The following is a 23,783-nucleotide window of genomic DNA, read 5'->3' as shown; positions in this document are numbered from 1 at the left end:
ATTCATTCGCCATTGTATTCACTTGCACTTAAACGAATGAAAAGATTACTGATACTGATTGCCGGAAGCCTGTTGTTGGCATCCTGCGCCAAAGAACATACCGGCCATCCTTTTAAGGTAGAGTTGAATTTGAAGGAAAACACCGGGCAGGTTCCCCCGTTGCTAGCCATATCAATGGGAGGGGGATTTATTTTTGAACCTGAATACCCGGGAGAGCCTGCCGATATTCCCGAAGGACTTCAAAATGGGGAGATCTTTCATGGCATCATTGATCTGTATCAATATGTGAGCCAGGGACATGCAGCCGGTTTTATCAACAATTCCATTTTTCAGAGAAATAGTGCGCTGATAGATTCTGTGGCCATTACGGATGAATGGGTCGACGTTATTATTACCGTAGCTGTTGGCGAAGACGAACAGGGTAAACCTGTGGTATATGTTGAAGGCAAAGATGGAAACTTTTTGGATGAGCCGATTTATTTTGAACCCACAACGGTTGAGTTTCAGGATCAGGTTTTTAACGTTATGGAGGCTGTAGTTCCTGCTCCCTTTGAATATTTTAACGGAGAAGAAACGGTATGGCATGAGGGAAAGGCCAGCCTCATGTACCTTTCTGATTCCTCACCATCCGAAAGCCTGCAGCTTTTTTACCACAAAATCAGGATGGGCACGTGGACCGTAAATGATCAAACTTTCGATGTCCTTCTTTCCAAAGATAGTGCTCCTCCCTACAGAAAAGAATTATACACTTATTTGTATATAGACCTGGATGAAGACGGAAAATTTGACGTGATGCCGGACGGCATGGAAGCTTATCCCGTTACCGAACCTTTTAACATAGCCGGCGAGAGCTGGAAGATCACTGATATTGCCATCGATGGAAGTTCTGTAACCATTGATGTATCCGAAGAAAAAGTAGATCCCAAAGTCGCACTTCGTCCCGGAACAGAAGCTCCTGATTTCACCGCCCAAACGGTAAGTGGAAGAGAGATTAGCCTGAAGGATCTTCGTGGTAAATACGTGATGCTTGATTTCTGGGGAACCTGGTGCGGTCCCTGTATTGATGCCCTGCCTGTTTTAAAGCAAGCCTATGAGAAATTCGGCGGATCTGATTTCGAGATTATAGGAATAGCCAATGAAGTAAGGGCCGATCCGTTTGAGGACTTCCTGGATCAGGAAAACATAACCTGGCCACAGATTCTGGAGATCTATGAAGAGAACAACACCGTTCAGGAACTGTATTCGGTCAACGCCTACCCAACCTACTACCTGATTGATCCGGAAGGTGAAATCGTGGAGTACGGGATGGCGCTGTCTGAAGAAAACCTCTTGGAAACGTTGGGAAGGTATTTGAACTGATCAGGCTACCGTTATGACTGAGTATTATTTTTACGTCTTTTACCCCTAAAAACAGTTAAATCAACACTAATTTGTAACATTTATCATTTTTTTACTCTTGTGTATGCAAGCAGTTAATAAATGACCGGTCATAGATAGTTAGCTAACTCTTAATTGCTGTGTTATAAAAAGAACACCAATTAACAGAGGTAATCTATGTCAAGTACTATGTTAAAAAAGCTAAGCTCTTTATTAATTATCGGGGCTTTAGTCGTCACAGGATGTGACCAAACAACAAGTGTAAATAAACAAGACGAACTCACCAAGGAAGAGAAAGCCGAACAAATTCTGGCTAAACAGAATCAGCCTATCGATGGCCAATACATTGTGGTTTTTAAAGAAGAAGGCAATGAAAGAAGGATGGCCAAGGCTCAGCGGGCGCAGCAGGTTCAGCGGAAAATTGACGCCGTTTCCACCGATAACAATATCCCTCAGGAAAAGATCAGAAGCACCTATAAATATTCTGTCAGTGGTTTCACTGCCGAACTGGACGATGACCAACTTAATGCGTTGAGAAATGATGAACGCGTTGATTACATCGAGCAGGATAGAATTGTGATCTTGTCTCCTCCTAAAGCTACACAGTCATTTTGGTGCATTTATTTCGGAATCGGCTGTGATTATGGCGGCGGAGATCCTCAGGTTACCCCTTACGGCATCAACCGTGTAGGTGGTTCTGTTGACGGATCCGGTTTAACGGCCTGGGTTCTTGATTCCGGCGTGGATCTGGACCATAACGACCTGAATGTAAACACGCAAATGAGTACTTCTTTTGTAACTACGGAAAGCTCTGCTGATGACGGTAACGGACACGGAACCCACGTAGCCGGAACCATTGCGGCTTTAGATAATGACATTGATGTGGTAGGTGTAGCTGCAGGTGCAAGCGTTGTTGCCGTAAAAGTATTAGATAGCAACGGAAGCGGAGCTTATTCCGGTGTAATTGACGGAATCGATTATGTGGCCGCTAACGGATCATCCGGTGATGTAGCCAACATGAGTTTAGGAGGAGGAACTTCTCAGGCTGTGGATGATGCGGTAAGAAACGCAGCGGATAACGGAATCATGTTTGCCCTTGCTGCCGGTAACGACGGCGCCGATGCCAATAATTCTTCTCCGGCCCGGGTTGAGTACAACAATGTATGGACCGTTTCTGCCATCGACAGCAACGATAATTTCGCCTCTTTCTCTAACTACGGAAACCCACCGATTGAATATGCCGCACCCGGTGTGGATGTTGAATCCCTTTGGAGAGACGGCGGTGTGAATACCATCAGCGGTACGTCTATGGCAACCCCTCATGTGGCCGGTGTATTACTGGTAACCGGAGGCAACCCTGTTGCTGATGGAACAGCCAACGGCGATCCTGACGGAACACCCGACCCAATCGCAACTCATTAAGAGCAATAGTAGCTCCTAAACATACGAAAGCCCCGCGCATAAACTATGTGCGGGGCTTTTTCTATATACTCTTTTCAATATGACTCGCAATCTGCTCGGCATGCACGCGCGAGTTTTCAATGAATAAGCGGCTGGTATCCATTCCTCCGCAAACAACGCCGGCCACGTAAACACCTTTCCGGCTGGTTTCCAGGCTGTCCTCATCGTGAACAGGCATGCATTTTTCATCATCAGTAAGCTCAACTCCCAAACTTTCCATCAGCTCATAGTTGGGGTGATAGCCGGTCATCGCAAGCACAAAATCATTTTCGATGGTGACCTCACCATCCGGTGTGGTGATGACGACTTCTTTCTCCCGGATTTCCTTCACCTCTGAGTTAAAGAAACAAGGGATCTCCTCATTCTTAATCCGGTTTTCGATGTCCGGTTTTACCCAATATTTTACTGAAGGTTTGATTTGGTCGTACTTCAACAGCATGGTTACATCGGCACCGCTTCTCCAGCATTCCAGGGCTACGTCGGCACCGGAATTACCACCGCCAATCACCAGCACTTTTTGCCAGGCATAGGGATGAGGTTCATCATAATAATGCTTCACTTTAGGGAGATCTTCGCCCGGCACGCCCATCATATTGGCCTGACCATAAAAGCCGGAAGCTACAATTACTTTCTCCGCTTTATACTCATCTTTATCTGTTTTTACGGTGAAGTTTCCGTCTTCCCCTTCCATCGATGTTACTGTTTCGTACAGGTTGACGGGCAGTTCATAGTGCTCGGCTACCCGGCGGTAATATTCAAGGGCTTCAGCTCGGGTAGGTTTTGATCCGTGAGAAATAAACGGCACGTTCCCGATTTCCAACTTATCCGATGTGGAAAAGAACGTCATGTTGGTCGGGTAGTGGTACAGTGAGTTAACCAGGCAACCGCGTTCAATTATTTTAAAAGGTATGTTTTTTTCCTGAAGTGCAATTCCGGTTGCAAGCCCAATCGGGCCCGCACCTATTATGATAACCATATCCGTTTTTGTAGTTATAAGTTTGAGTAAGTAAGTGAATGTTCCAAACAGCCCAAAGATACGAATCGTTTAACTCTTAGATAGGCTGCCGTTTTTCAAATTATAATTGCAGGAACTTTCCCGGATGAAGTATCTTTGATTCACTGAACTCTCTAAAATTCAACCTGATTAATGCTTCGATTTTTCCAATTCTCCCTTCTGTCTCTTTTTCTGATCATGATTTCACCTTCGGCTCTTCAGGCTCAATTACTAAATGTGGAAAGCGTTCGCTCTGATGCCGATTCTGCCGGCTGGTACGGGCAGCTGAATTTTAACTTATCGCTGAGCCAGTATAACGACCGCGTGCTTCAGTTTACCAACAAAGCTAACCTGTCCTATTTTTCTGACCATCATGCATACCTGTTTTTGAACAATCTGAAGCTGGTTAACCTGGATGGCGCTTCCGTCATAAGCAGCGGGTACAGTCACCTGCGCTCTACGTTTAATCGCGAGAACCGTTTTTCACCTGAAGTGTTTTTCCAATATCAGTACAACAATAACCTGGGACTTCAGAATCGTTTTTTGGGCGGAACCGGATTTCGATACACGCTGTTTGATGGGGACAACTGGACAGGGAGCTTTTCAACCGGACTGATGGCTGAGTACGAACAATGGCAGGAGGACCGTGCGCCGGCTATCGACAACAGGTTCATCAAAAGCACCAGTAATCTATCCCTTCGGGGAAATCTCAACTCCCAAACCACTTTCCTGCTGATCGGTTATTACCAGGCCCGTCCCAATCAGTTTTTTCAGGCCCGCTCTATTCTGGAAACGCAGCTTCAGGTCAAAATCACTCAGCGTATTTCGCTGAGTGTGCAGTTCTCAGCTGCTTATGATGCCGACCCGGTCATCGATATCCCCAACTGGACATATGAACTAAGCAACGGCCTGATCATAAAACTTTGACGGCTTTCTCCTTCTGGTTCTTGGTCTTTTTCCCCAATGGAAAGTGATTACACAGGAGCATAAAATGAAGGAATCAAAAATTCTTAAAGGATGACGCAAAATAGCTCCGCCCTTCAGGGCGGGGTATTGAAATCAAAAAGAGAAAACCCAAGTATCAGTAGGTTAAAAGGCCTGTTGTTTCCGCAGGGTTGGGCTCACCATCTCTTTACAGAACGATTTGCCAAAGCTTCGGAAACAGCTTTAGCTTTTATCAATAATGGGGCGAAGCTTGGTTCTTTCTCTTATTCTACCCCGCCCTGAAGGGCGGAGCTATATATTTCTGATTCGAATAGAATCTGAAAATTTATGAAAGAGCTGAGCGGACTAAAACATCGAGAAGAACCTCCAAGCGTCCGAAAGACCTTGGAGCGTTCGCTATAATTAAAGGGGCACATCCCCGCAACGCTTCCAGGACCTGCAGTCGCTGGAAGATTGCTCCGATTGAGCCTGGTTTTAACATGACATGTTAGTTGATAAAAAGGCTCTTCAGGAATGATCCAGCCATTGCAAAATCACCCGGAACAGCCAGTCCTTGGGAGAGCTTAAAAAACCGACATGACCGCCTTCATCCGTAAAGCAGGTTCGGATATAGGAATTAGCCTCCATCACGCCAAAAGGAGCAAACTCGAACGGACAAAGCGTATCTTCTTTACTGTGAATAACCAGCAGGTCGGTTTTCACATCACCATAAAAATGCTTGCTCGAACATTGATGGTAATAGTCGTCGGCATCCTTAAACCCGTGCAGTTTGGCAGTTACCTGATCATCAAATTCATAAACTGAGGAACCGTTGAATTCCGGCATCTCCATTTTTTGCCGTTTCTTTTCCAGCTTCTGCACCAACGTGTTCAAAAAATTAATTTCGTAAAGTCGATTAAATCCCTGGTTCAGCCTCAGCGACCCCTCCTTCAAATCGTAGGGAGGAGAGACGGCAGCTGCCCGCTCAACCCGGCTTTGATCACCCTCTTCACCCAGGTATTTGACCAGCGCATTTCCACCCAGCGAGAAACCCACCGCATAAATATCTTTATTGGGAAAGTTATCCGAAATCCATTTAAAAAACGTTCGGTAATCTTCGGTTTCACCGGAATGATAGAATCTCGGGCGGTTATTCATTCGGCTCCCGCATCCCCGAAAATTCAATGCTACTGATGAAAACCCCGCTTTTTTTAACTCTGCCATCAGGTTGGCGATGTAGTAGCGGTCGGTAGATCCTTCCAGTCCGTGAAACAGCGCCACTACCGGTTTGTCTGTATCCTGAATGCAGGTATCCACTTCCAGAAAATCCCCATCGGGAGTGTCGATCTCCATTCGCTGATGCGATGGCTTTTTAACTTTCGAAAACTGTGAAGCTACAATGGTATGCACATGAACATTCCACGCCCACCAGGCAGGCTTAAACGGCTCAAGGGAGATGCTCTTCTTTTTTTGTTCAGGCATGATGAATGATTTCCGGGCAAAACTATACAGAAATGAGGACGGATTCCATTTCCGATTTTCAGTCAACCCCAGCTTACCCTATATTCGGACTCAAATTTATTCCTATGGCAACATCCCTCACACCAATAGAATACATACGAAGCGTTTTGGCCATTGTGGTATTCTTTATCATGTTTGCCATTTCCACGCCATTGATTACCCTTTTGCTGCTGCTCTCTTTCGGGAAGGCAACGAATTTTGTGGTAGAAAACTTCGGCCCCTTTATCGCTTACCCGGTTCTATGGACACTCGGCATCAAGTTCAATGTCGTCCAGCATGGGGAGCCGGTTGAACCACCGGTGATTTACACCATTAACCACAGCTCCACCCTTGACCTGGTGACCATGATTGCGCTCGGACTTCCACACATCCGTTTTGTGGCAAAATGGGAGCTACAGTACAATCCGCTGTTTTTTATTGTGGGAAGGCTAACCGGACAGGTATTCATTCAGCGTAAAAAAAGTGATAAAGCCATCAAGCGCATTCAAAGTGCCTACGATCGGCTTAAAAGGGATAAACTTTCCATTATGGTTGCCCCTGAAGGTTCACGAAAACATCCCGGTATTATAGGTCCGTTTAAAAAGGGAGCTTTTCACATGGCTATCGACCTCGGCTTTCCCATTGTCCCCATCTACTTTGACGGAAATCAGGAGCTGAGTCTCGGCGGTTCTTTGCTGTCTAAAAGCGGAACCATAAATGCCCACATTCACAAACCGGTGGATACTTCTGACTGGAAGCGGGAAACACTGGATGAGCATATTGACGAAGTCAGAAATATGTACCTTGAATGGGCCGGAGTGGAAGAGTAGCTATTTCGGCTCCAGGTACTGAAGGCTGAACCAATCTTTTTCATCGGTCCATACTTTCTTCACTTCAAACCAGGGAGATACGATTTCACCAAACTCCTCCAGGGTGTATTTATGAGAGTTTTCGGTGTGAATGCATTCACCTTTCCTGAAAGATATACACGTTCCGTTGACTACCACCTCATGATCTTCCTTGCAAACCAAATGCATTTCGATGCGGCTTTCTTCTTCATTCCAAATCGCTTTGTGATCGAACAGGTCCGGGTCAAAATCTGTGCCTAATTCCCGGTTTATATGACGGAGTATATTCCTGTTGAATGCAGCCGTAACCCCTTTCGAATCGTTATAAGCGGCAAGCAATACCTCTACTTCTTTTTTAAGATCAACTCCAATCAGAAAAGCTCCTTCCCGGCCAACAATATCAGCAACCACAGCGAGAAATCGATCTACAGTGTCTCTCTTAAAATTCCCAATGGTCGATCCCGGGAAAAACACCACCTTTCTGCCCTCAGGTAATGAATCGGGTAAGTTTATAGAATGGGTGTAATCTGCCTGCAGGGGCTCGATGGTGATTTCCGGAAATGCTTTTTGCAACTCGGATGCTACGCTAAACAGATATTCCCCGGAAATATCGATGGGAATGTAGCCGGCTATGTTGTTCAGGCCTTTCAGCAAGATCCGGGTTTTATCACTGCTTCCGCTGCCCGGCTCAATCAAAATAACTTCATCGCCCAAATGGCACCCGATTTCCTCTACGTTCTGCTTCAGGATATCCCGTTCTGTCCGCGTTGGATAATATTCCTCCAGCTCCGTAATCTCATCAAATATTTTTGAGCCTCTTTCATCATAAAAATATTTACTGGGCAGTGATTTCTGAGGCCCGGTCAATCCATACAGCACTTCATCCCGCATAGATTTCCGCTCTTTAACTTTGGTCATTTATTTCTGTAGCTATTTCTCTGATACATTCCTCTAACAGATGTCTCAATCCAATCATTTATTACGGAGCAATTTATTTTGCAAGCCGGATTCCACTAAACTGCCAGCGGGCATCCGCATGGAAAAAATTTCGGTAGGTCTTACGGATATGGGTTTGAGAAGTGGCACAAGATCCGCCTCTTAACACATATTGATTGGCCATGAATTTCCCGTTGTATTCCCCAAGGGCACCCGGCAGTGGTTTGTAGTTGGGATAGGGAGCATACGCACTCATCGTCCATTCCCATACATCTCCATACATCTGCTTCAGCTTTTCAGGGGAGTTTTCCGGAGCTGTGGGATGAAAGTTTCCGTCTTCCACAAAGTTGCCTTTTACCGGCAAATCACCGCAAGCATGTTCCCATTCCTGTTCGGTGGGAAGGCGCACTCCCTTCCAGCGGGCAAAAGCATCTGCTTCGTAGTAGCTGATATGGGTAACCGGCTCATTCGGGTCAACCTCCCGGGCTCCGGTTAAGGTAAACTGCATCCATTTGCCCTCCCGCTGAAACCAGTAAAGCGGAGCCTTCCACTCGTTATTTTTCACGGCCGACCATCCCTCATCCAGCCATAACTCAGACCGTGAATAACCACCGTCGTTCATAAACTCCAGATACTCGCCGTTGGTGATGAGCCGGTCGGCCAGCTCAAAATCCTGTACCAGCGTTCGGTGCCGCGGGTGTTCATTATCATAGGTAAATTCTCCGCCGGCGTTACCGATCTCGGTAATTTGTTCTTCGAACGGAACCCAGTTGATGGGTTCGGCTTCCGGCAGCGACTTATGATCTCCTTCCCGGTACTTCGGCAACAGCGGATTCTGCCCGAGCATATACTTCAGATCCGTCAGTATAAGTTCCTGATGCTGCTGCTCGTGATGAATACCAATTTCAATAACTTTAGCCGCTTCCTTCCAGGTTTTTTCTGTAGCCGACTCAATAAACTCTTCCAGCTGTTCATTCACATATTGCCGGTATTCAAACACTTCCTTAACGGTTGGGCGTGACAATACTCCTCGTTTCGCCCGCGTAAACGGAACCCCGGTTTGGAGATAATAGGAGTTAAAGAAATAGGCGTATTGGGGGTGAAGGCTTTCAAAATCCTCATCAAACTTTTCGAGTACAAAGGTTTCGAAAAACCAGCTGGTGTGGGCCAGATGCCATTTGGTGGGGCTGGCAAACTCCGAAGCCTGAATCACAAAATCCTCTACTTCCAGTGGCTCGCAGAGGTACAGGCTAAAAGACCGGACGGTTTTAAAATGCTGTAGAAGGTGGGCTTTGGAAAGGCGGGAATCAGTGCTCTCTGATATAGATTCCTGGGTAGTTGTGGTCATCGCTAATACGTGTTCTGTTCGGCTTTACAGAATGTAGCGAATGAAAATGAAAGCCAAAATTTTAGTTTTATTACTTATCGCGATAAAAATAAATCTTCTTATTGTCTGCGTCCCTTCGGCTTTTCACCTTAAAATCATTCTTCTTTCCAAATTGATAAACGGCCGTCCTCATGGAGTTGATGTTCTTCTCGTTCGTATAGCTGACTTCTACCGCCTGTCCGCCGGGCTTCAGCTTTTCAATGGCATCCAGCAGGGGCTTGAATTTCGAGGTTCTTTTCTTAGACGACTTTACATTCGACCGTTTTACAAATTTAATATCCATGAGTGATCCGCTTTTTTAAAAATATCTATACAAATAATTATAATGATTTATTCGGATAGATAGAATTCCACTTTTCACATCCTTGTAAATTTCACCTGTTTTTTGAAATTATTTTTTGGTGCACTTCACTTTCTACTTAAAAAACAATTCAGAATCTTATCTTTTTTAATTCGGTTCAGGCAATTCTGTTAAGATGTTTAAATGATTCTTACATCCAAAAAAAAGGAGGCCTCTTTGGGCCTCCTTTTATATTATAATTTTATGAAGATTAGTTATTCGGCCACTCAGCCCAGTTACTGCAGTGTCCTCCTTTATCTGTTCCTTTCAGTTCTCTTTGAGGTCCGGTATAACCTGCGTTCATTACGGCTAATGGAGCAGCTTTAAACTTGCCGTTTTTTGTGATAAACAATTTACCAAAATGGGCCTGACTTAATCCATGACCTGCTTCATGAAGAGCAACTGTTTCAAGGTCAACACCAGAACCATCATTAGTCCATGCATAATTTGGATCGTAATAGATCTCTCTGAAGGCCACATCACTTTTTCCATTGTTATCTATATCAGTAGGGCCGTCAGGTCCAACAAATACTAAAGTAAATGCAACTCCTAAAATACCTCCCCCAAAATTAATGTCTCTGAAGCCGGCATGCTGTACATCTGCAAACACAAATGGACTACCCCCTAACCCATTCAGAAAGGCGATGTAACCTATATCAAGGCCAAAATCAGCATTTTGCGAAAGTGAAAGGTCAGAGCATGACTGCGAATCCCATGTTCCCATTGCACTTTGAATGGAATTAGTGGCAGCCGCAGCAGTTAACCCGCCAAAGAATGGTACCGCATCTCCGGTTTGGTCAATTGCGTATGTGATATCATCATTCGCTAACGGAATCGGGCCGTTATTGCTCCAAGTTCTTCTTGCGTCATTAGGCACAAAATCTGCACCAAGCTGTTTGTTACCAACATCTTTGGCGATAACAGTATTTCCAACTTCACCGCTACCCTCTGCTGTTATATACTCAGCCATAAGTACACGGTAGTTCTGCTCCTTTATGGCCATATAATCATTCATTGAATCCATGATATCAGCAAGGCTGACTTCATCACTTAACGTTTGCCCCGGATTGTTGAGGGCTTTTCCCTTATAAGTTATGGCTGGTTCATCCAGCGAGTTATTTGTTTCAGTGACCTGATTTTCACACCCTACAAATATCATAGACATAATTAGGGCCACTGCAAGTAAATTGATCGATCTTTTCATATTAATCCCCGTTAGGTTATTTTTTTTAAACCCATCACTAATTTGATTTTCAAATCATGAAGACTACAGTAGGACCAATTTAATCGCTTACCTCTTATAGTCAATGGTGGCCCTAAATTCTAATGTTTGCTTAAAGCTACAAACAATCACAAATCCGGGGAGGAGGAAGACTTAGAAGTATGGGCTCTATGCCATTTCGTAATATTTGAGGATGAGAAGAATGGCTAAAACAAAAAAAGCCTCTCAATATTGAGAAGCTTTTTGATGTGGGCGATGAGGGACTCGAACCCCCGACCCCCTCGGTGTAAACGAGGTGCTCTGAACCAACTGAGCTAATCGCCCGACTTGTTCGAAGGGCGACAAATATAAGAACATTTCAATCTCTGACAAAGAAAAAATACACCCTATCTTGATTTATTAGTTAACACTGTTAACTTATGGGTTCAATCAGAGGCTGATTTTATGCAAAATAACACAAAACATTCATCGGTTGCCGTTCTTGTAGATGGCTGCCGAATCCCTTTTCAACGCTCAGGAACCAACTATAATGACCTGATGGCTTACGATCTCGGTCGCATGGCCATCGAAGGGCTGCTCGCACGAAACGCCGTAGACCCTTCTGTAATAGACCGGGTGATTATGGGAACGGTTATACAGGAAGTGAAGACAAGCAACGTGGCCCGCGAAAGTGCCCTCGGGGCCGGCATCCCGAATTCGGTGCCGGCTTTCACTACAACGATGGCATGTATCTCATCAAACCAGGCCATCACCAGCGGCGTCGATTTGATACGATCGGGACAGGCAAAGATTATTCTTGCCAGCGGAACCGAAACCATGTCCGACATCCCGGTTCGGTTCAAAAAGAAATTTCGCCAAAAAGTACTGGAGGCGCGAAAGTATAAGTCGCCACTGGATTTCCTGAAGTTCTTCAAAGGACTGGGCTTCAAAGATTTTTTGCCTGAACTTCCTGCTATTGCCGAGTTTTCAACCGGAGAAGTGATGGGCGAAAGTGCCGATCGCATGGCTGCCCGTTTTGGAGTGAGCCGTGAGGATCAGGATGAATATGCTTTACGATCTCACCAACTCGCAGCCAAAGCAACCCGGGAAGGCTTACTGGATGAAGAGCTGATTCCAGCCAAAGTCCCACCAAAATTTAATGTGGTAGAACATGACAACGGGTTCCGCAATGACACCTCGATGGAAAAGCTCGGTAAACTTCGGCCGGCTTTCATTAAACCTCATGGTACCGTTACTGCAGGAAATTCTTCTTTCTTAACGGATGGCGCTTCCGCCAGCTTTATTATGGAGGAGCAGACCGCTCTCGAGCTTGGCCTGAAACCAAAAGCGTATATCCGTGAGTATAATTTTGTTTCCCAGGATCCGGGTGAAGAACTGCTGCTCGGTCCGGCCTATGCCATCCCCAAAGTGCTGGATGCAATGAAACTTGAACTTGGCGACATGGATGTCATCGAACTTCATGAGGCTTTTGCCGGACAGGTTCTATCCGTCCTCACCGCGCTGAACTCAGACACCTTCGCCAAAGAATCTCTGAACCGGAATCAAAAAGTAGGTGAAATTCCTATGGACAAGCTAAACACGCTGGGAGGCTCCCTTTCTTTAGGGCATCCGTTTGGAGCCACCGGCGTGCGGCTTGTAACAACCGCCGCCAACCGCCTGATTCGTGAAGACGGGACTTTTGCACTGGTCTCAGCCTGTGCCGCCGGCGGACAAGGGCATGCGGTGGTGTTGGAGAGGTATGCTGATTAAATCTCAAGCTCCAAACTTCAAAGTTCAGGCAGGCATTTATGACCTCTTTTGTTTTCTCCTTGGCAAGGAGAAAGACGCGTTAATAAACCAAATAACCATGAATGAGTATCAAGATTATTATACACCCCGAATAAGCCTCTCCTTGCGAAGGAGAGGTTTGGTGAGGTCGAAGTATGGGGCTTTGAGTTCTGAACTATCCGTAATTGAATTTTAAGAACGATGTAAATGAATTATACAATGGAAGCCTTAGCTATCGACCTCCTCTGTCTCCTCCTTCATAAGGAGGAGGACTCGTTGATAAATCTAAAAACCATGAATAAGTATCAAGATTATTATACACCCCGGATAAGCCTCTCCTTGCGAAGGAGAGGTTTGGTGTGGTCGAAGTATGGGGCTTTGAGTTCTGAACTATCCGTAATTGAATTTTAAGAACGAAGTAACTGAATTACACAACTCAAACCTTAGCTACCGACCACCTCTGTCTCCTCCTTAACAAGGATGAGGACTCGTTGATGAAACTTAGAATTATGAATAGATATCGAAGCAATTATAAAGCCCGGAAAAAGTCTCTCCTTGCGAAGGAGAGATTTAGAGAGGTCGAAGTACAAGGGTTTGAGTTTCGGACTGTCCAAAATTGAATCAATTAACTCATGAGCCTTAAGAATCCCAGAAACACCAAAGACCTTCGGCGGAGCCTTCGCAAGAATATGACTGAGGCTGAAGCAATTCTCTGGGAAAGACTGCGCGGAAAGAAACTTGGAATTCGGGCAAGGCGACAGTATGGAATCGGGCCTTATGTTTTGGACTTTTATATCCCAAAATTTAACCTGGCAATAGAGGTGGACGGGAAGATTCACTTAAATCAGGAAGTGAAAGAAAAGGATATAAACAGAGATGCTTTTTTGAAAAGAAATGGAATTGAAGTTATAAGGTTTAAAAATGAAACAGTGTTAGATAATATTGAAGAGGTTATTTCAGAACTTAAAAAAAGGATAGAGGATAAATCAGGATAAGAAACTGTAGTTAACATTCCCGACCTCTTTTGTTTTCTCCTTGGTAAGGAGAAAGACGCGTTGATAAAATTCTAAACTATGAAAAAGCATCAAAACCATTATCAACCCCGAACAAAGTCCTCTCCTTGCGAAGGAGAGGATTTAGGTGAGGTCGGAGTGTGGGGCTTTGAGATCTGAACTATCCGTAATTGAATTTTAAGAAACGATGTAGATGAATTATACAACTTAAGCTTTAGCTTACGACCCCCTCTGTCTCCTCCTCAATAAGGAGGAGGACTCGTTAGCTATTGATTTTACTGTAAATTGAATAAGGAAGAAACCCTTTATAAACCGACGCCATGAGCTACCTACACATAACACATAAAGATTCCGTTGCCATCATCACGCTGGATTTACCCGGCGAAAAAGTGAATAAACTCAACGAGTCGATGATGGACGAGTTCTCGGAATTCCTTGATGAGCTTGAACAAAATGATGACCTGAAGGGAGCGGTTCTTATTTCCGGGAAGAATGATAATTTCATCGCCGGTGCAGATATCGACATGTTTCAGGCCCGGGATACGGCCGAAGAGATTGAGCAGCTCAGCAAAGACGGGCATAAGATCCTCAATCGTATTGCCGGTTTTTCCAAGCCCATAGCCGTGGCTGTTCATGGAAGCTGCATGGGGGGCGGACTGGAGCTCTCTCTCGCTTGCCATTACCGGGTATGTTCGGATAGCTCAAAAACGGTTTTTGCCCTGCCTGAAGTTAAGCTCGGCATTCTTCCCGGTACCGGAGGAACGCAAAGGCTGCCCCGCTTAATCGGCATACAAAATGCTCTTCCCTATATGCTGACCGGGAAAAATATATATACCCGTCAGGCTAAGCGCATGGGGTTGGTGGATGAAATGACTCATAAAGACGCCATCGAAAAAGCTGCGATTAAGGGCGTGCATAAAATATCGGACGGCAAGTTTGACCGAAAAGATAAACGGCCGTTTCTGCATAAACTTTTGGAGGGAAATCCGCTGGGTCGAAAAATCATCTTTTCCCAGGCCCGAAAGAAAACGGCAGGGCAAACCAAAGGGAACTACCCGGCCCCTCCTAAGATCATTGATGCCGTTGAATATGGATACAAGCATGGCCTCAAAAAAGGACTGGAAAACGAGACCGTTTTATTTGGTGAATTGGGCGCAACGCAGGAATCCCGAAACCTGGTGAACCTCTTTTTTGGAATGAACGCATCCAAGAAAGTACCGAATCCAGATTTGGTCCGGGAAGTCAAAAAAATCGGGGTTCTTGGGGCAGGACTCATGGGTTCCGGGATTGCTGAAGTGAGCATCGACAAAGGCGATTATCGCGTACTCCTGAAAGACCAAACTATAGAAAACGCCGTTGAAGGCGAGAAGGAAATCTGGAAATCCTTAAATGAAAAAGCTCAGAAGAAAATCATCTCTGAATTTGAGCGGGACAAAACCGCCAGCCGTGTCACCGGTGTGGATTCCTACGATGGATTCAGCTCTGTTGACTTAGTGATTGAGGCGGTATTCGAAGACCTGGAACTCAAACAGAACATCGTCCAGCAAATCGAGTCGAGTAGTCCCGACTATACTATTTTTGCATCCAACACTTCTTCGCTGCCTATTTCAAAGATAGCCGAGGGGGCTCAACGGCCGGAGAATATCATTGGGATGCATTACTTCTCACCGGTTCAAAAAATGCCCCTGCTCGAAATCATAACCACCGACCAAACGGCCGATTGGGTTACGCAGACCGCCTATCAGGTTGGGGTGAATCAGGGCAAAAATGTAATTGTCGTAAATGACGGCCCCGGTTTTTATACCACACGCATTCTGGCTCCGTATATGAATGAGGCATTGGTGCTGCTGGAAGAAGGAGCGTCCATCGAGTTCCTCGACAAAATCATGAAAGACTATGGCTACCCGGTCGGGCCGATGGCACTGCTGGACGAAGTCGGCTTTGATGTGGGTGCCCATGTAGCTGAAACAATGGGACCGAAGTTTGCCGAGCGCGGCGTCGAGTCGTCCAACAAAGCAGATGAACTCCTGGACGCCGGGTATCGCGGCCGTAAAAACAAGCGTGGCATGTACAAATACAACTCTGGCAAAAAGAAAGAAGTAAACACCGAGATTTATGAGTACTTCGGAGGCTCAAACCGAACCAATCCCGACAAAGAAACAGCCCAACAGCGCATGGCTTTAACCATGATCAACGAAGCCGCCTGGTGCCTCGAAGAAGACATCCTGAAATCTCCGGAAGACGGTGACCTCGGTGCCATTCTCGGGCTTGGATTCCCGCCCTTCCTTGGCGGCCCTTTCCGCTACATCGACCAAACCGGTATCCAGAAAGTGGTAGATCAGCTCAATGAGTTCACCGAAAAATTCGGCCCAAGATTTAAACCTGCCCAAATTTTGGTGGATCATGCCAAAGAGGGGGAGAAGTTTTATGGGGAGTGAGAAGCAACAAAAAAAAATAAAGCCGGGCATTTCAAACCCGGCCTTCAGAAGGACATAACTAAATCAAGTTATGCTGGTTAGTAAGTGCTCACCCAAAAACCCACTTTGATATCCTTTGCATAAGATCATGCTGCAGAAAATTATTTTATGAGCGTCATTCTTTTGGTTTCAATAAAACTTCCCGCCTTCAATTGATAAATATAAATACCGCTTGAAAGGTTAGAGGCATCAAACTTAACCGTATGTTCTCCGGCGGACTTCTGCTGATTAATTATTGAGTAAACTTCTCGTCCTGTCATATCATAAACACGAAAACTTACGGCAGCAGCATTAGGAAGCTGGTATGTAATTTGGGTAGTTGGGTTAAAAGGATTAGGGTAGTTTTGGGATAGGGAAAATTCTGTGGGTATTTCCTCTATTGATTCTGAAGATGTTATAATGTCATCTACAACGATTACGATTTTTGCTTCTGCAGTCCCTCCATCTAAATCCGTGACTTTAAGAGTAAATAATACTTCTCCAGTATAATCAGGAGCTGTAAAGGTTAAAGACTTATCAGTTGCAGAAAACTGCACATCAATTTCTTCTGGATTGAGCGTGTAATCAAAAGATAAATCAGAAAACCTATCCTCCACATCACCTACTAAATCACCATACACAAATTCATATTCTTCTCCGCTTTTAAAGCGTACTGTATCTGGAATTTCGACAAAATATGGGAGGTCATTTACGGCAGTAATTGTAACTTCAACAACACTATTAATAGTTTCTCCGCCTTCATCAGAGGCTGTAATCATTATTTCTTCAGACCCGTAAACATTCTCTATCGAAGAAAGAATTAGATCAGAATCAGATATGGACACTTCAACAACTTCTAGTTCGCCTTGAATGTCATAAACTAGTGTTTCGGATTCATGATCACCGAATACACTATCTAAATTCACGACGCTTTCCACTCCAAAATCTTCAAATAAAGTGAGAGGGCCAATTGCATTTTGTATAAAAGGAGGTTCGTTTTGTTTTTCAGTTGTAATAAAATTAAAGGTGCTGGACCAACCCGAAGTTGTATTTTCCGCAAATGCTCTGACCCTCCAGTAATAACGAGTATCAAAATCAAATCCCTTAAAAGTAACCGAAGTGTCGGAAGCAGAAGCATTTTGTTTAACCAGAGAGCCAAAATTAATGTTTTCAGAAACCTGAATTTCATATTCTATTGCATGTTCGGCACTCCTCCAGGTGAATGTAAGGGCTGTATCTAAGTTCGTACTATTGTTTGAAGGGCTCAGAAGAGAGGGAGTCCCAGCCTCTGCACTCCCCGTAGTAAACTGATTTCCAGCAGTCCATTCACTTACACCTCCGGCATTTATGGATTTTACACGCCAATAATAGGTCGTTGAAAAATCCAACCCTCCAACACTAAGTACAGTATCTGATATCGTCTTGTCTTCAGCCAGGCTTGCAAAGCTGTTTGACTCAGAAAGCTGAACTCTAAAAGACTCTGCCCGATCAGCTTCCGACCACACCATCGTAACTAGAGTATCAATATCGGCCGCATGGTTTTCCGGGAATAATAGACTTGCCATATCCGGGTCTTCAATAATGGTTGTAAATGAAAAGGTATTTGACCAATCACTTTCCCCACCAGTATTTAAGGCTTTAACCCGCCAATAATATTTAGTCAGATAGTCAAGATCTTCAAGTTGTAAGGATGTCGTACTGGTAGTATCCTCTTTTATAAGTGAAGAAAAATTATCGCTTTCATCAAGCTGAACAACATATGTATCTGCTCTCTCAGACTCTGACCAGGTTAATTCCGGAGATAGATTAATATTTTCAGATTCGTTGAAAGGGGAAGTAAGCTCTGGAAAAGTTGGCTCCTGAACGGTTGTCGTAAAAGACCGAACCTCAGACCAATTACTTGAACCCGCTTTATTTATTGCTCTAACTCGCCAATAGTATTGAGTATTATAATCTAGATCTTGGATTATAATTGACGTGTCTTGGACATCATTGTAGGATGTCACAGGATTTAAGGAAGAGTTACTTGAATATTGAACTTCATAGGATGCATAAAGCGGATTTGAAGACCATTTTAAAAGAGCATCTTCAGAAATATTTTCTTGACCATCAAATGGTGCAATAAGTTTAGGTGCCGTTTGATACGAGGAGACTGAAATTTCACCATTGGAAATTGACAACTCTGGATTCCCCTCATTTATAGAAGCCTGTTCAAAAATAATTGAAGAAGTGCCTTCGCCAATTACTTCAACTATTAATTTTATTAAAATACCATCCTCATGTATAGCATGGGAGTTAGCTCCTGTTATTCTGTATAATCCATGATTATCTGGATTATGCTGTATAAAGAACCCTTTAGACAGGTCCGTGTTTTTGTGATCAACTATGCTGACTACTTCAGAATCATACTGTACTACAAAAGTGAAACCTAATAGTGAATCAGGTGATAAATTAGAGATCTCAAGCGGGTATTCTATAACTTCACTACCATCTGTTATTAAAGTATCCGGTGCACTAACTAATACTCCCTGCGAGAATGCAAGCCCCTGAATAACCATACATATAAATGCCATCAACACAGTTATCTTTGCTATATGCATATTTAACCTCTTACTTAATAAGGATCATTCGATTGGTAATTACATTTGACCCAGATATCAATCTATACACATATAACCCACTTGCATTTGCTGACGCGTCCCAACTAACCGAATAATTTCCGGGGTCTTTTGACTCATTAACCAACTCTGCTACTTCCTGACCCAGGAGGTTGTAAACAACGATTTTAACATCAGATTTCTTTGGAACTGAGTATTTGATTCTTGTGACAGGATTAAAAGGATTTGGATAATTCTGAGCTAAAGCGAATTCGCTGGGAACTTCATGCAGAATTAGTCGGCCTAACTTAATAGCCTCATTGTCATTGGCCTTGATTTCGCCTGTAAGATAAACCGTATGCGAAACGGGCAGCTCAATTTCAAACTCTGCTATTCCTAATAAATCCGTTCCTAATGCTTCTGAACCCACAAGGGAAACATACACCGCTTGCCCAACTCTGTTTGTGTAAAGCATCCAACCTTCTTGTGTATTACTTATGCCCTTGAACTTAATTTCTTCAGACACCTCTATAGATAAATCAACGGCCTCGACTATTTGATCAGACATAACGTTGATTGGAACCTGATAAGTAGTTGATTCCTTATTTTCACTATCAATAAACCAGTCGTAGGAAACCTCAACAGGAGTATAAGCCCATTTAGCACTCGATTGTCCACAATTAAAGATGTGTGGTTTCCCTACAATATGTTTTAGTATTTGTGAGGCATCATAGGAGGAGATCCAGCTATTTGCCGTCACATCCGCTCTCACAGAGTCTTCTCCAACCAATTCCTCAAGCATTACTACATGGCGCAGAACCTTTGTGGCATCAAAATTAGTGACTGTGCCATCATTTGATACGTCTCCACAATTTATGGGTGGTATTGATATACCTACGTCGCCATTTACAGGATTTGACTCCGGGCTTCCTTCATTGAAATGAAAACTAATCCAATTCAGACTAGATGATCCTTCATTAGTGAGTTGGAAGTTAAGTGTAATCAATTTCCCGGAACCCGTCACAGCTTCTGAAGTAGCTCCATTAACCAGTAAACGACCCGGCTCTGAAATGTTATGCTGGACGGAAAAGCTTTCAGATAAGGTTGAGTCTTGTAACAGGCTAGTAAATTCAATTAAGGTCGGATCGAAGCCAAGCTCAAAATGAAACGACTCAAAAAATTGATTTGAGGTTTCCCCAATGTATACAGGAACCTGAAGATTTGAATTAACAAACCCACTTAAAGAATCAAAATAGACGGTAATAGGCTCAATAATCAATTCTTCCGTTGAGAATTGAAAGGCACCTGACCAATCGCCTACTTCACCATCAAAGTTTGCTCTTACTCTCCAATAGTAGTTCTCGTTATAGCTAAGATCTGAGGAAGTGATTGTTGTATCCGTCAAACTTTCTTCTAGTAGTAAATAGGTTGAAAAATCAGAGGTATCAGACACCTGAAAATCATAGGAAAGCACATTGGGTGCTGAACTCCACTCAAAATTAAAGGTCAATGGAATATCAACGGCGTTATTTGCCGGATATATTAGAGTGGGAACTAAAGAAGGATCAATTAGTTTCTCAACATCCACAGAAAAAGTATCCGATACCACAGCAGCATCGGCATCGGTGGCGGAAATGATTACTGAATAGAGACCCGCAGCACCACTATCTGCAGCAATTCTTAGGTCACCATTTTCCAGGTCAGAAGAAAGAACTACAACCCCTGAATCTACTTCGCTTGAATAGGTTAAATTATCATCATTGGGATCATTGAAGGTATTAGCAAGTTGGGCAACATATAAAGTATCCCCCGCTTTTATGACTTGGTTGGGTATTCGTTGTTGGACAATAGGATCTCCGGTACTGCTTATAACTTGGTAAGATTTTGCATTACTAGGACCATTAGCATTCCTTACCAAAAGCGCACCATCCGTAATTCCTTCCGGAACTGTAACGGAAATTTGAGTAGTACTCCAAGAATTTACATCACCCTCTTCTTCATTAAACTTTACAGTACCTTGTGTTGATGTAAAATTTGAACCAGAAATAGTAATGATATCATCGGCTGAAAATTGATTTTTCGATAATGATTCAATATTTGGGGAAGGGGCAACAATATTTAAGTACACATTGTTGTACATGTTGTTCGCATTAGTGTACTCTGTTTGAAAATAAATTTCATGCCTGTCAATAGGTTCATTTGAAGGTATGTCCCATACAATTTCCAACCGATTTCCAGACACCTCATTTATGGAGCCTATCCAGCTATCAATTTCGTCTTCATAACCATCTTCATCTATAATCAGATACTCATCATAATTATAACCTGAAGGTAGTTGAACAATTGTTGTGTGTTGTTCGCCCTGAGTGAAATATAAATTCTCAGCAGGAAAGGATGGAGCGCTTGTAGTCGATTCAAGGGGTATTAGTATTACTTGCTCAACCCATCCTCCATTATAAAAATATGAGTATGCATCCTGTACATGAATGGCAACGTCAATGTCATCATAAATCGCAATCTGCCCATTATAAAAATCTTCATGATCACCACTATTTAAAAAAACCACCTGGCCATCTGATACTGAAGTTATTTCAAACGAATGCCCATTTATCGAAAATGTATCCCCCTGATCATAGATAACTTCATCACTCTTTGCCCTGTAACTTTCTGTTCCCAAAAGTTCCCCCAGGTAAAAAGATTTTGTAAAAACGTTATTATCAATATTTTCATCAAGCCCACCATCAGCGGTATATATAATCCGGTAGGTTCCATCAGACCCATTTGATGGCATGGTAAGACTTAAATCAATACTTTCATTATAGGTAGGTTGTAAATTACTAATTGTCCCTGCATCAGTATCTTCGGTGGTGCCATTCGGGTTTACAAGCCGAACTGTCACCTCCACTTCGTCGTAGGTCTCTACCCCTTCATTACTCACCCAGGCTTCTACACTAATATTATTCCCAAAATCAGGTAGACTGGGAGAAAAACCAGAAGCCCCACTCATTGCAACATCGTATCCTTCTGCACTTTGTCCAACTGAAAAAGTATAATTTTGAACCTTAGGATAGCGAATAGTCTCACCCATATATTCAGAAGTGAAATAATATTCATATTCACCCTGCGGGAAAGTCAATCCATCAATTGAATATGTAATCCCATTTTGTATGTCAGTCTCATCGGACTCCAGATCGTAAGCATTATCACCAATTACTACGTTTATATCGTGTAAATCTCTATTATGATTTACATATGATTTATAGTTAATATCAAAATCGAAGGGAGTATTCGATTCTCCTATAACTTGGTTAATGCGATGAATTGAAAACTTGCCAAATTCGTCAGCAAAGGTAACTATCCCTTGTGCCTTAGAATATGCCGGCTCATTCACACCATCAAAAATCACTCCCCAGAGGCTATATTCACCTGTTTCTAAGTTTAGAGTTTCAAAATCAAAACTATCTATTTCACTATTTTCTTCAATTCCCGTTTCAATCCAAATATGATTTTCCTCTCCTTCCCAAGGATCATCTCCAATATCTGGGTCTAATGCTAAGTTAACAAAAGCATTATCATCGTTATCTAAATCAGTCCAAGTTATTGGAATAGTTCCTTGTGAATCACTTAAATAAATATCTTGGTCAGGTGATTCTAAAACAATTGTTGGCTGTTCATTATTTACGGTATTTACTCTAAATACCTTTATTGTTATTTCATCTAATAATTCGTTAAATAAATCGTCTTTATATAAACCGAACTTAACTTCACCACTCTCTGCTGCACCTCCAAAAACAACAATATGAAAATATACAGAAGCTAATTCATTTGGTAGAACATCTATTACTTTAAATTTTCTATCAATGTTTGATGTAACGTTATCTCCATCATCAGCACCAACATTCCAACCATCTGGGAATGACTCAACTTTTACTACAAAATCTGTAGTATTATTTCCTGTATTCTTGAAATCTATATCAAATTTATATCCTCCGTTTCCCCCAAACCAATAAAGAAATTCAGCATAAGGTATAATAGGATAATAATTATCAGGTACTCCATCGTTATCAAGATCCATTCCACCTTTTGCGTGATTTATTAAACCATCATATTCTGCTGGTGATGTTGCATTATCAGAAGTTGTTATTTCTCTATAACTACCTTGATCAAAAATCTCGTATACCGAATCTTTAACTTTGATTTTCCAACCTTCAAACTCAAAAAAACTACTTAATACGTTAAAAAATACTTGTTGAGAATTGGTTGGCAGAATACTTAAGATATTAGTTTGATTATTTGCAGAGGATAAAATTGCAGTACCAATTATCTCATCTAGTACATTCTTTTTAATTTCAAATCTTTGAACATTTCCATTTAAACTTAACGCTTCAAGCGATATTTCAGTTACTGGATTAGTCTCAACATTGAACAACTCAGCCGAGTTTTCTCTCAGATTAATATCAAAACTATTAATTTGTAAGAAGGGAATTGTACCTGAAATTGTTCCTATTGTCATTGGCCTTTTTGCATCTTCATTACCTTCATCAAATTCTACCTGCGATAGACCAATTCCTAAGGGGACCTCTACACCAACGGATAAACTTACCCTTGCATCAACCCATACCGTTATCCATCCTAATGAACCCTCCAAAGTTAATGGGTTTTCAGTGTTATATGATGAGTAATAGTCATTCAGATCAATATACATAGATATGCTACCTCCTATTCCATACTCTACAGGGATTGAGGCAGTCATTCTCATGAGATCCTTTTTTTTATTTAAATATGATTCTTGAAGACCATTATAATCATTTCTTGTCCCCCCCCTTAGGTTTGCAAGCTCTGTAAAACCTTTAATAAGGTTTTCTCCAACCAGCTTTTCTGGATCGCTCTGAAATCCATATAAATGGCTAATAAATGTAAGTGTGAATAGAATTATTCCTATTATCTTTTTCATTTTGAAC

The 23,783-nt window shown here is 42.9% G+C and carries 15 protein-coding genes and 1 tRNA gene; 7 read left to right on the top strand and 9 right to left on the bottom strand.

Going from position 1 to position 23,783, the window contains the following annotated elements; all coding sequences use genetic code 11:
- Positions 1-36 precede the first annotated feature (36 nt).
- Positions 37-1,359: a TlpA family protein disulfide reductase gene (locus tag NM125_RS07885; RefSeq protein ID WP_255134362.1), complete on the top strand. Its 1,323-nt coding sequence runs from the start codon at positions 37-39 to the stop codon at positions 1,357-1,359.
- A gap of 195 nt (positions 1,360-1,554) precedes the next feature.
- Entirely contained in the window at positions 1,555-2,799 is a 1,245-nt protein-coding gene (locus tag NM125_RS07880) for a S8 family serine peptidase (protein WP_255134361.1), read from the top strand.
- Between the two features lie 61 nt (positions 2,800-2,860).
- Here NM125_RS07880 and NM125_RS07875 read toward each other — a convergent pair whose 3' ends face one another.
- Entirely contained in the window at positions 2,861-3,814 is a 954-nt protein-coding gene (locus NM125_RS07875; RefSeq protein WP_255134360.1) for a YpdA family putative bacillithiol disulfide reductase, read from the bottom strand.
- Positions 3,815-3,985: 171 nt separating this feature from the next.
- Here NM125_RS07875 and NM125_RS07870 point away from each other — a divergent pair, with 171 nt between their 5' ends.
- Positions 3,986-4,759 carry a DUF481 domain-containing protein gene (locus NM125_RS07870; protein ID WP_255134359.1) on the top strand — a complete coding sequence of 258 codons (774 nt, stop codon included), beginning with the start codon at positions 3,986-3,988 and terminating at the stop codon, positions 4,757-4,759.
- Positions 4,760-5,284: 525 nt separating this feature from the next.
- Here NM125_RS07870 and NM125_RS07865 read toward each other — a convergent pair.
- Positions 5,285-6,238 (bottom strand): YheT family hydrolase, encoded by a 954-nt coding sequence (locus tag NM125_RS07865; protein WP_255134358.1) that lies wholly within the window; start codon positions 6,236-6,238, stop codon positions 5,285-5,287.
- A gap of 104 nt (positions 6,239-6,342) precedes the next feature.
- Here NM125_RS07865 and NM125_RS07860 point away from each other — a divergent pair, with 104 nt between their 5' ends.
- Complete coding sequence (locus tag NM125_RS07860) at positions 6,343-7,086, top strand: lysophospholipid acyltransferase family protein (RefSeq protein WP_255134357.1); 744 nt, start codon at positions 6,343-6,345, stop codon at positions 7,084-7,086.
- Here NM125_RS07860 and egtD read toward each other — a convergent pair whose 3' ends face one another.
- From egtD to NM125_RS07835, 5 genes are all read right to left on the bottom strand, one after another.
- Complete coding sequence (gene egtD, locus NM125_RS07855) at positions 7,087-8,022, bottom strand: L-histidine N(alpha)-methyltransferase (RefSeq protein ID WP_255134356.1); 936 nt, start codon at positions 8,020-8,022, stop codon at positions 7,087-7,089.
- A 73-nt stretch (positions 8,023-8,095) separates the two neighbouring features.
- Complete coding sequence (egtB, locus tag NM125_RS07850) at positions 8,096-9,388, bottom strand: ergothioneine biosynthesis protein EgtB (protein WP_255134355.1); 1,293 nt, start codon at positions 9,386-9,388, stop codon at positions 8,096-8,098.
- Between the two features lie 70 nt (positions 9,389-9,458).
- Entirely contained in the window at positions 9,459-9,710 is a 252-nt protein-coding gene (locus tag NM125_RS07845; RefSeq protein WP_255134354.1) for a hypothetical protein, read from the bottom strand.
- A gap of 268 nt (positions 9,711-9,978) precedes the next feature.
- Positions 9,979-10,971, bottom strand: coding sequence for a hypothetical protein (locus NM125_RS07840; RefSeq protein ID WP_255134353.1), 993 nt, complete (start codon positions 10,969-10,971; stop codon positions 9,979-9,981).
- Between the two features lie 267 nt (positions 10,972-11,238).
- Positions 11,239-11,313 (bottom strand) — tRNA-Val (locus NM125_RS07835).
- 120 nt (positions 11,314-11,433) lie between these two features.
- Between NM125_RS07835 and NM125_RS07830 the strand changes: the two genes are divergently transcribed.
- The 3 genes from NM125_RS07830 (at position 11,434) to fadJ (ending at position 16,207) form a co-directional block, all read left to right on the top strand.
- Positions 11,434-12,738 carry an acetyl-CoA C-acyltransferase gene (locus NM125_RS07830; RefSeq protein WP_255134352.1) on the top strand — a complete coding sequence of 435 codons (1,305 nt, stop codon included), beginning with the start codon at positions 11,434-11,436 and terminating at the stop codon, positions 12,736-12,738.
- 650 nt (positions 12,739-13,388) lie between these two features.
- Positions 13,389-13,751 (top strand): endonuclease domain-containing protein, encoded by a 363-nt coding sequence (locus NM125_RS07825; protein WP_255134351.1) that lies wholly within the window; start codon positions 13,389-13,391, stop codon positions 13,749-13,751.
- A gap of 338 nt (positions 13,752-14,089) precedes the next feature.
- Positions 14,090-16,207: a fatty acid oxidation complex subunit alpha FadJ gene (gene fadJ / locus NM125_RS07820; protein ID WP_255134350.1), complete on the top strand. Its 2,118-nt coding sequence runs from the start codon at positions 14,090-14,092 to the stop codon at positions 16,205-16,207.
- 140 nt (positions 16,208-16,347) lie between these two features.
- On the opposite strand, the gene NM125_RS07815 is transcribed toward fadJ, so the two are convergent.
- Positions 16,348-18,825, bottom strand: a complete 2,478-nt coding sequence (locus NM125_RS07815) for a fibronectin type III domain-containing protein (RefSeq protein WP_255134349.1) — start codon at positions 18,823-18,825, stop codon at positions 16,348-16,350.
- Positions 18,826-18,835: 10 nt separating this feature from the next.
- Positions 18,836-23,776: a T9SS type A sorting domain-containing protein gene (locus tag NM125_RS07810; protein WP_255134348.1), complete on the bottom strand. Its 4,941-nt coding sequence runs from the start codon at positions 23,774-23,776 to the stop codon at positions 18,836-18,838.
- Between the last annotated feature and the right edge of the window lie 7 nt (positions 23,777-23,783).

Source organism: Gracilimonas sediminicola, from assembly GCF_024320785.1.
Taxonomy (GTDB): Bacteria; Bacteroidota; Rhodothermia; order Balneolales; family Balneolaceae; genus Gracilimonas; species Gracilimonas sediminicola.
The sequence above is the reverse complement of the archived record's forward strand: the minus strand, read 5'-3'. Positions and strand labels throughout refer to the sequence as shown.